The sequence below is a fragment of the Microcystis sp. LE19-41.2A genome (assembly GCF_027530405.1).
Lineage (GTDB): Bacteria > Cyanobacteriota > Cyanobacteriia > Cyanobacteriales > Microcystaceae > Microcystis > Microcystis aeruginosa.
Genome location: NZ_JAPZQJ010000356.1, coordinates 1 through 8,174 on the forward strand (window position 1 = coordinate 1; position 8,174 = coordinate 8,174).

8 protein-coding genes and 1 pseudogene are annotated in these 8,174 nt (G+C 46.4%); 5 read left to right on the forward strand and 4 right to left on the reverse strand.

Translation table 11 applies throughout. The features are described from left to right. Positions 1 to 1,063, reverse strand: a 1,063-nt coding sequence (locus tag O9290_RS14430) for an RRXRR domain-containing protein (protein ID WP_288087206.1), incomplete at its 3' end; no start/stop codon positions are given. Positions 1,064 to 1,827: 764 nt separating this feature from the next. On the opposite strand from O9290_RS14430, the gene pgl reads away from it, so the two are divergent. From pgl to O9290_RS14445, 3 genes are all read left to right on the forward strand, one after another. Further along, positions 1,828 to 2,550 (forward strand): 6-phosphogluconolactonase, encoded by a 723-nt coding sequence (gene pgl / locus O9290_RS14435; protein ID WP_002760961.1) that lies wholly within the window; start codon positions 1,828 to 1,830, stop codon positions 2,548 to 2,550. A 231-nt stretch (positions 2,551 to 2,781) separates the two neighbouring features. Beyond that, positions 2,782 to 3,414 carry a double zinc ribbon and FHA domain-containing protein gene (locus O9290_RS14440; protein ID WP_002760960.1) on the forward strand — a complete coding sequence of 211 codons (633 nt, stop codon included), beginning with the start codon at positions 2,782 to 2,784 and terminating at the stop codon, positions 3,412 to 3,414. Between the two features lie 189 nt (positions 3,415 to 3,603). Further along, positions 3,604 to 4,851 carry a site-2 protease family protein gene (locus O9290_RS14445; RefSeq protein WP_002760959.1) on the forward strand — a complete coding sequence of 416 codons (1,248 nt, stop codon included), beginning with the start codon at positions 3,604 to 3,606 and terminating at the stop codon, positions 4,849 to 4,851. On the opposite strand, the gene O9290_RS14450 is transcribed toward O9290_RS14445, so the two are convergent. Continuing rightward, positions 4,770 to 5,534, reverse strand: coding sequence for a metallophosphoesterase family protein (locus O9290_RS14450; RefSeq protein ID WP_002760958.1), 765 nt, complete (start codon positions 5,532 to 5,534; stop codon positions 4,770 to 4,772). The two genes, O9290_RS14445 and O9290_RS14450, sit on opposite strands and share 82 nt — an antisense overlap. Before the next feature lie 377 nt (positions 5,535 to 5,911). On the opposite strand from O9290_RS14450, the gene tpiA reads away from it, so the two are divergent. Then, entirely contained in the window at positions 5,912 to 6,637 is a 726-nt protein-coding gene (tpiA, locus tag O9290_RS14455) for a triose-phosphate isomerase (RefSeq protein ID WP_002760957.1), read from the forward strand. Here the strand turns inward: tpiA and O9290_RS14460 are convergent. Further along, the gene (locus O9290_RS14460; protein ID WP_288055236.1) at positions 6,634 to 7,416 is read right to left on the reverse strand and encodes a fumarylacetoacetate hydrolase family protein; all 783 of its coding nucleotides are present in this window, start codon (positions 7,414 to 7,416) and stop codon (positions 6,634 to 6,636) included. The two genes, tpiA and O9290_RS14460, sit on opposite strands and share 4 nt — an antisense overlap. Positions 7,417 to 7,561: 145 nt before the next feature. On the opposite strand from O9290_RS14460, the gene rpsF reads away from it, so the two are divergent. Further along, positions 7,562 to 7,951: a 30S ribosomal protein S6 gene (gene rpsF, locus O9290_RS14465; RefSeq protein ID WP_002769143.1), complete on the forward strand. Its 390-nt coding sequence runs from the start codon at positions 7,562 to 7,564 to the stop codon at positions 7,949 to 7,951. A 6-nt stretch (positions 7,952 to 7,957) separates the two neighbouring features. On the opposite strand, the pseudogene O9290_RS14470 reads toward rpsF, so the two are convergent. Next, a pseudogene (locus tag O9290_RS14470) lies at positions 7,958 to 8,174 on the reverse strand (Uma2 family endonuclease); the annotation flags it as partial.

The window sequence follows — 8,174 nt, forward strand, 5'->3', positions numbered from 1 at the left end:
TTAACTGAATCTTGCTAACAGCTATCTGTCCCAATCGTTGACCATTGGTATCGCTTACAGATAGCTGTTTTTCGGTATCTCCACTGACATAACCAATCCCTTTGGGAGAAGAAACTAAATCTCCTTTACGGAACCCATGTCTTGTGGTAGAGCCACCATATTTACGTCGTTTACCACCTGTAGAAAAAACCATCAGGTGAAGTTGACGACGACTAATAGGAGGACGTTTGATGACAGCAAAGGGAGCGTTCGTTACTTTAACATAACCCTTCCAATCATATCCATGACCATTAGAATTGTGAAATGGCCAATAATCTAAAAACTGAAAACAGGCAAGAGCAATGCCATCGTTAGCATGACTTTCTGGTGATTGTTCTGCTTTATTTTTGGACTTTTCTAGTCGCAAATGTTTTCTAAGATTAGAGGTTTGCCAACCAAAGCGAGTATGGACTGTTGCCAATCGAGACAGTTGCTCAATAGCCCATTTTTGTCCGACCATAACCGACGAGAAACCTTTTCCAGACTTAGCTCCTTTTCTACCAGAAGTTAGATCAATATCGGCTTTGATGTACTCAAAGTAAATATCGGTAATTGGATAGATTTTGGTTAGTTCGGAAACGACTCGAAGTTCAAGTTGACGATTAGCTCTGATTGAGGGAGCTAATTTTCCTTGTTTTCTATTTGAGAATCGTTTTTGTCGATGCGCTCTTAGATTAAAAGAAAGTTGGCGGTTAATCCGTCTTTTTCTACGTCCTCTTCGCATTAACCGTCTATTGTCCAGGCGCTCTCTTACTCGTTTAAAAGGAAGTTCTAAGTGAGCCTTCCAAAGAGTAAAAAGGGAGGATTGAACACCAATTCCAGAGAATAATTTCCCCGGGTCAATACCAATAGCAATCGGTTGGGTTTTACTATCGGAAGGTTCATCGATTAGCTGGACATAGAAAATATCTAAATCGTTGAATTTACCGATAGCTTTTCCTTCTTTAATCCACCGTCTGGCACGACTGGGTTTGGTGGGCATCAACGGTTTTCCGTCTTTTGAGATAACAGGAACTCTTGCCATGGAGATAATCCTTAAGAGTGAAGTTAAAGTCCCTTACCGCAACACAATCAAGATGTCTTGTCTAACAACGCTTTACCAATAAAGCTGAGAGGGAATCCGAACTAGGGAAGTATTCGGAGGTCTGTGCCAGATTGTGTCTCGATGCGGTAGTCTCTACTTGCGTCGCCTAAATTGGTTTAGGCAAGCCCCGTCCCTTTTAGGGCGGGGTTAGTGACTAGTCTGTTTAAAAGTTCTCGCTGGGGATTCCCAGAAGGATTTTGCCGAGAGGCACTCTGACAAACTGCAATTTCTAATTAACTCTCGCTCAACCTCCCGCTAAACCCTATGTCAAATCGTTCTGCTTGTCAACCCCCTTCGAGAATCGACTCTAGAAATATTACCTCAATATGGCATCGGTAAACTTATCCCTGTCAAAGAATAGATCTCCTGCAAAAATCAAAAATCTGCCGTTAGGCGAGGAGACGGTCGATAGGAGACGGTCGTCAGGAGGAGAAAAAAGACAATAGAAAACTATAATATCCATAAAACCTAATATTATGTCAAATTTATCCATTTTTTTAGATATTTTAACCCGATAGTGCCTCGATAACTTACTTTTGCAGCAGGTCTAATAAAATTTTCCCAAGCTCTCAGACGAGGTTTTCCCCCCGTATCTCTTACCTAAGACAGAGGCTGTCAAAGAATAAAATTTTCCCAAGCTCTCAGATGAGTCCTGAATGGTTAGCCTATAGTAAAGACAGCCCCCTGAGTTGATAACAAAACCCATGCAGAAATTGGTGGAAGTTTTAGCTGATAAACAAGCTCTGATCGCAAAATCTCTGGCACTGGTTCTGGAAAAAATCACAACCAGCCTCGAACAACAGGACTATTTTACCATCGCTCTGTCCGGCGGTAGTACCCCGAAACCTCTCTACGAGGCTTTATCCTCTCAACCCCTCGACTGGTCAAAAATTCACGTTTTCTGGGGAGATGAACGCTACGTTAGTCCCGATCATCCTGACAGTAATCAACGCATGGCCCGGTTAGCATGGCTCGATCGCATACCGATCCCGGCCGCTAATATTCATCCTATGCCCACGGATGACCCCGATCCCCAGCTGGCCGCCCAAAAATACGATGATCATCTCCGCCAATGGTTTGGGGTCAATTCTCCCGATTTTCCCGTTTTTGACCTGATTTTATTGGGAATGGGCGATGATGGTCACACCGCCTCTCTCTTTCCCCACACGGCAGCTTTAACGGTGAGCGATCGCTGTATCACCGTCGGCGAGAAAGACGGCAATCCCCGCTTAACTTTTACCGTTCCCCTGATCAATCAGGCCCGTTGTGTGATCTTTATCGCTGCCGGCGAAAGTAAACGCCCCGCTCTACATGAGATTTTCTCTGCTTATGGTGACTCTTTCTCCTATCCTTCTCGTCTCATCCACCCCCCGGCCGGGGAATTATATTGGTTGCTCGATGCGGCCGCTGGTTCCTCTTTTGTCTAGAGAATAGGGGAATAGGGGAATGGGGGAATGGGGGAATGGGGGAATGGGGGAATTTCAACTAAAACCCCAACACCCCAAAACCCTAACACCCCCCGCAACGCGCACGCAGTGACCACCCCAACACCCTAAAACCCCAACACCCCAACACCCTAAAACCCCAACACCCCAACACCCTAAAACCTAACCCCTAATCTGCTTTTTTACTTTTTACTTTTTACTTTTTACTTAAAAATGATCGTTTGTCCCAATTGCGAACATACTAACCCCGATGAGGCCAGTCAATGCGAGGCCTGTTACACTCCCTTGCCGCGGATGTCTTCCTGTCCTAATTGTGGGGCAACCATCCAAACTGATGCCACCTTTTGCGGTCAGTGTGGCTACAATTTACAGCCTAATTCCGTTCCCATGGTGGCAGCCGAGGCCGAATCGGAATCGGAACCTGAACCCGTCCCACCAGTCCCTACACCCACCGTCGCCTCGATCGCACCTCCTCCTGTTGCCCCTCCACCGGTTCGGGCTGCCACCCGCTTACAGACGGAAATAGCTAGTTTGCAGCACCTGCAAACCGATAGCAAAATTGAATTACCCCTACATCTATCGGTAATTCATATCGGCAAACCTAACGATCGCATTCCCCCCGATATCGATGTTTCCGGTTTTCCCGATTCTGATATCGTCTCCCGGGTTCATGGCGATATCCGTGTCGAAGCGGGCATCTATTACCTCGAAGACAGCGGCAGCGCTAACGGAACCTACGTTAATCACACTCCCCTACCCCCCGGCAATCGTCATCGTCTTCGGGCAGGCGATCGCATTTCCCTCGGTAAAGGGGACAAAATGACTTTTATTTTCCAAATGTCCTAAAAGGGGACAGGTGTTAGGTGTTAGGGGTTAGGGTTTTAGGGTTTTAGGGTTTTAGGGTTTTAGTTGAATTCCCCCACTTCCCCATTCCCCTATTCCCCCATTCCCCCACTTCCCCATTCCCCTATTCCCCCATTTCCCCACTTCCCCACTTCCCCACTTCCCCACTTCCCCATTTCCCCACTGAAAATTATGCGTACAAATTGGCGAATCGGCTCTTTATTGGGCATTCCTCTCTATATTGATTCCTCGTGGTTTTTGATTCTGGCTTTTGTCACCTTGATCAATGCCACTGATGCAGAAATTCAGTCTCTGGCGGCCCAGAGTTCTGTTTTAGCGTGGTTACTTGGTTTAATCATGGCTTTATTGCTGTTTATCTCGGTTTTACTCCACGAATTAGGTCATAGTTTAATGGCTCGTTGCCAAGGCATCGAGGTCAATTCCATTACCCTGTTTCTCTTTGGAGGTATGGCCTCGATCGATCGAGAATCTCGGACTCCTCCAGAGGCCCTGCAAGTAGCGATCGCTGGACCCCTCGTCAGTTTTCTCCTGTTTTGTCTCCTATCCCTAGCCAGTCACTTACCCTATTTAAACGCCAATTTAACCTATATATGCGGGCATTTAGCGATAATTAACCTGTTTTTGGCTCTATTTAATCTTATCCCCGGTTTACCCCTCGATGGGGGTCAAATTTTCAAAGCAATGGTCTGGCAAGCGACCGGCGATCGCTGGAAGGGTTTACATTGGGCTGCGATCAGTGGTCAATTCATCGGTTGGTTAGGGATTATTTTGGGGATTTTCTTGGTTCTCTTGACGGCAGATGTGGGGGGTGCTTGGTTAGGATTAATGGGCTGGTTTATCCTCAGAAATGCCCGCGCCTACGATAATTTGACTAATTTACAGGAAAGTCTCCTCAATTTCACAGCGGGAGAGGTGATGAGCAGAGATTTGCGGGTTTTAAACGCCCATCAAACCCTACAGGAATTCGCCCAAGAATACGTTTTAGACCGAGCGGCTGCCAATACTGCTTATTTTGCCGCTTCCGAGGGGCGTTATCGGGGATTAATTCGGGTGGAAGATTTACAGGCGATCGAGCGGAGTTTCTGGTCAGAAAAACAACTGCTTGATATTGCCCATCCCCTCGCGGAAATTCCCACTGTTGAGGAAAAAACCCCCTTAGTGACGGTGGTGCAGAAATTGGAAACCATCCCGGACCGAATGATCACGGTGTTAACACCAGCCTCCGCCGTAGCGGGAGTGATCGATCGCAGCGATATCCTCAAGGCAATTGCGATTAAATACCAAATTCCCCTAGAGGAAACGGATATTGAACGCGCTCGCGAGGGAGTTTACCCCAGTTATTTGCCCTTAAATGTTATTGCTGCCGCTCTCGACAAGAGTGAACCGCCAAAAATCGGCGAACCGTCCTTAATGTCCTGACGTAGAGAGGATGGAAGATAATAATCTTGAATCTGGCTAATCCGAAAATTTCCTCGCTGGTTAACCTGCCACAATTTCCCCGTTTCCACATCTAAACAACTTAACCAGCCTTGGCCGTAGGCCCAAGTATCGATACAAATGGCATGGCCGAGATTAATCGGTTTCCCGCTTTTTTGGCTGGTATGGCCGCAAATCATGGTTTTTCCCGAACTATGGGCGGCGGGATATTGAAATTTCTCCCAAAAGAGTTTGTATTCTGGTTGTCTGGCTAGGGGTAGATGGGGATCGAGACTAGCGTGAACAAATAAATGATTGGCAGTTTCGTAGCTATTTATACAGACTTTTCCTAAAAAATCCCAGTGAGATTCAGGAATTTTAATCAGGTGGCCTTCGCTATAGGATTTGAGGGTGGCTTTACCGCCTTTTTCTAACCAGAGACGCTGTTTGAGGGGGTTATTACGGGCTTGCAGCATGATAATCTCGTGATTACCTTTGAGGGGAATCAAATTTCCCTGTTTATGTAGGGAAATCAGGCGATCGATCACCCCTTTCGAGTCTCTGCCCTTATTAACGTAATCACCGAGGGTGATTAAAGTATCTTGCGGTTTGGGGTTGACGATCTCTAGCAAGTGATCTAGAGCTTTCGAGCAACCATGAATATCGCCGATCGCTAAGGTTCGCATGAGGATTTAGTAGGGGATTAGGGCATAGGTAGGGTTTGCGGCAAAAAGTTTTTCGTGGGGGCAGGGTGTGGGGTGTGGGGTGTAGGGTGTAGGGTTTTACCGATTTTGAGGTGGTCAGTTACCTAATTTTCAGGGAAAAAGTCCAGGAATTTTACCCCCGATCCCTCCAATGGTAGGCAATTTTTGAGGTCAAAAAAGTCTAAAAGCCTTATCAAACAAAGTTTTTAGATTTATTCAGCAAACCCTAGGTACAGGTAAAAGTATTAAAAAAATCTGCTCACGACAGACAGCGATTATCGGTGATCTTGCTTAGGGTAACAAAAAGGCTTACAGTAAAATGTACCATAAATTATCAAATCTACTAAATTAATTAAGCTGTGCCGAAAGTTGTTATTGCAGGTAACTGGAAAATGCACAAAACCCAGAGAGAAGCTTTGGAGTTTTTGCAAGATTTTAAATCCCATCTAGATGAAACCCCCGACGACCGAGAAGTAGTTCTTTGCGCCCCTTTCACAGCTTTAGCTGTCCTCTCTAAAACCCTCCACGGCGGTCGTATTCGCTTGGGGGCGCAAAACGTCCACTGGGAAAAATCGGGGGCTTATACGGGCGAAATCTCGGCGGATATGTTAACCGAAATTGGGGTTCACTATGTGGTTATCGGTCACAGTGAACGCCGGCAATATTTCGGCGAAACCGATGAAACCGTCAATTTAAGGGTTATATCTGCCCAAAAACAAGGTTTAATCCCGATTATCTGCGTGGGAGAAAGTAAAGCCCAAAGAGATGCCGGAGAAACGGAAAAGGTAATTATCAAGCAAATTCAAGGGGGTTTAGTCAATGTTGACCAAAAAAACCTCGTTATCGCCTACGAACCCATCTGGGCGATTGGCACGGGGGAAACCTGCGAAAGCGAGGAAGCCAACCGCGTTATCGGTTTGATTCGGCAACAATTAGATAATCCCGAAGTAACCATTCAGTACGGTGGTTCGGTAAAACCCGATAATATCGATGAAATTATGGCTCAATCGCAGATAAACGGGGCTTTAGTCGGTGGGGCAAGTCTAGACCCCGCCGTCTTCGCTAGGATTGTTAATTATCGTTAATTGATTTCTGCTGCCATGACGCGATTTTCCAAAACCCCGATGCCTTCTATTTCCACCCGAACCTTATCCCCCACCTGCATCGGTCCGATTCCTTCGGGAGTTCCCGTTAAAATCACATCCCCCGGCAGCAGGGTCATCACTTGAGAGATATAAGCCACCAAGACATCGGGAGGAAAGACCATATCGCTGAGATAACTGCTTTGTTTGGGTTCGCTGCCATCATTGAGAAAAGTGGTTAATTGCGCCCCGATACTCAATTCCCGGACAATCCAGGGGCCGAGGGGACAAAAACTGTCAAATCCTTTCGCCCGCGTCCATTGGCTATCTTTTTTCTGTAAATCCCTAGCGGTGACATCGTTAGCAATGGTATAACCCCAGATTTTACTTCTGGCCTGGGCTGTGGTGCAGTTTTTGGCGGTTTCTCCGATAATTAATGCCAATTCTCCCTCATAATCCACTCTTTCCGATTGGGGCGGATAAAAAATAGTTTCACCATCGGCGATAATTGTCGTCGGTGGCTTGAGAAATAAAAGCGGTTCTTCCGGTACAGGTGTTCCCATCTCGGCGGCGTGGGCGCGGTAATTTTTGCCCACGGCAATAATTTTCGACGGGAAACAGGGGGCTAATAGTTGGTAGCTATCGGGTTCTAATTCTAGCTTGGTTAGTTGCCCTCCTTGCCAGGGAGGGGCATCAAAGACGGCAACGCTACGGTTTAGCTGTAACAGTCCGTAGAAGATTTGTCCTTGACGATGTTTCACTCGTACATAGCGTTGCGCCATATTTTTCTGGGAATGACTAGCGATCGACTCTCGGATAGTAGTATGATCATATATCCTTGCTTCTTTATTAAAAGCTAGAGAGTTATTAAAATCAATTAACCTCTGGTCTTGACAAAGAAGCCTTCTAGTCCATAAGGATTCTGAGATGAGCAATAACTACGAAACTCTTTACATTCTCCGTCCCGATTTAGGGGAAGAAGTCGTTCAGCAACAAGTGGAACGTTATCGGACTCTGATTAGCGAACACAGCGCCACAGACATTCAAGTTAAGGTGTGGGGTAAAAAACGTCTGGCCTATCCCATCAAAAAACTCAATGATGGTGTCTATGTGCAGATGAATTATCAGGCAAGCGGCAAACAAGTCGCCCCCATGGAACGGGCCATGCGTTTAAGTGATGAGGTTATTCGTTATTTAACCCTAAAACTCGATCGCGTGGTGGCCCCCCCTGCGGATTTATCTCCCTTAACGGAAATTCCGCCCTCTCCTATCACCGAAGCGGTGGTGGAAGATGACGGCATCTCCGCTGAAGATTAATTATAGTCACAACTGTGTCGGGTCAATGCCCAATTCCCGTAATCGGGCAAAAGCGCGATCGCGTTCTTGTTGTGCTTGGTCACGTTCTTGTTGTGCTTGGTTGCGTTCCTCAAAGAGGGTTTCAGGGTCTTTAAATCGTTCCCCATTGGGATAAAAGACCTCTAAACCCTCTTCAAACATCTCAAACCGAATCCCTAGGATTGGGGAAGTCCAAGGAAAATTC

Bases quoted from the DNA above. Each gene is read 5' to 3' on its own strand.
- pgl (WP_002760961.1), top strand. From the start codon at position 1,828: ATGCAGAAATTGGTGGAAGTTTTAGCTGATAAACAAGCTCTGATCGCA.
- O9290_RS14440 (WP_002760960.1), top strand. From the start codon at position 2,782: ATGATCGTTTGTCCCAATTGCGAACATACTAACCCCGATGAGGCCAGT.
- O9290_RS14445 (WP_002760959.1), top strand. From the start codon at position 3,604: ATGCGTACAAATTGGCGAATCGGCTCTTTATTGGGCATTCCTCTCTAT.
- O9290_RS14450 (WP_002760958.1), bottom strand. From the start codon at position 5,534: ATGCGAACCTTAGCGATCGGCGATATTCATGGTTGCTCGAAAGCTCTA.
- O9290_RS14460 (WP_288055236.1), bottom strand. From the start codon at position 7,416: ATGGCGCAACGCTATGTACGAGTGAAACATCGTCAAGGACAAATCTTC.
- rpsF (WP_002769143.1), top strand. From the start codon at position 7,562: ATGAGCAATAACTACGAAACTCTTTACATTCTCCGTCCCGATTTAGGG.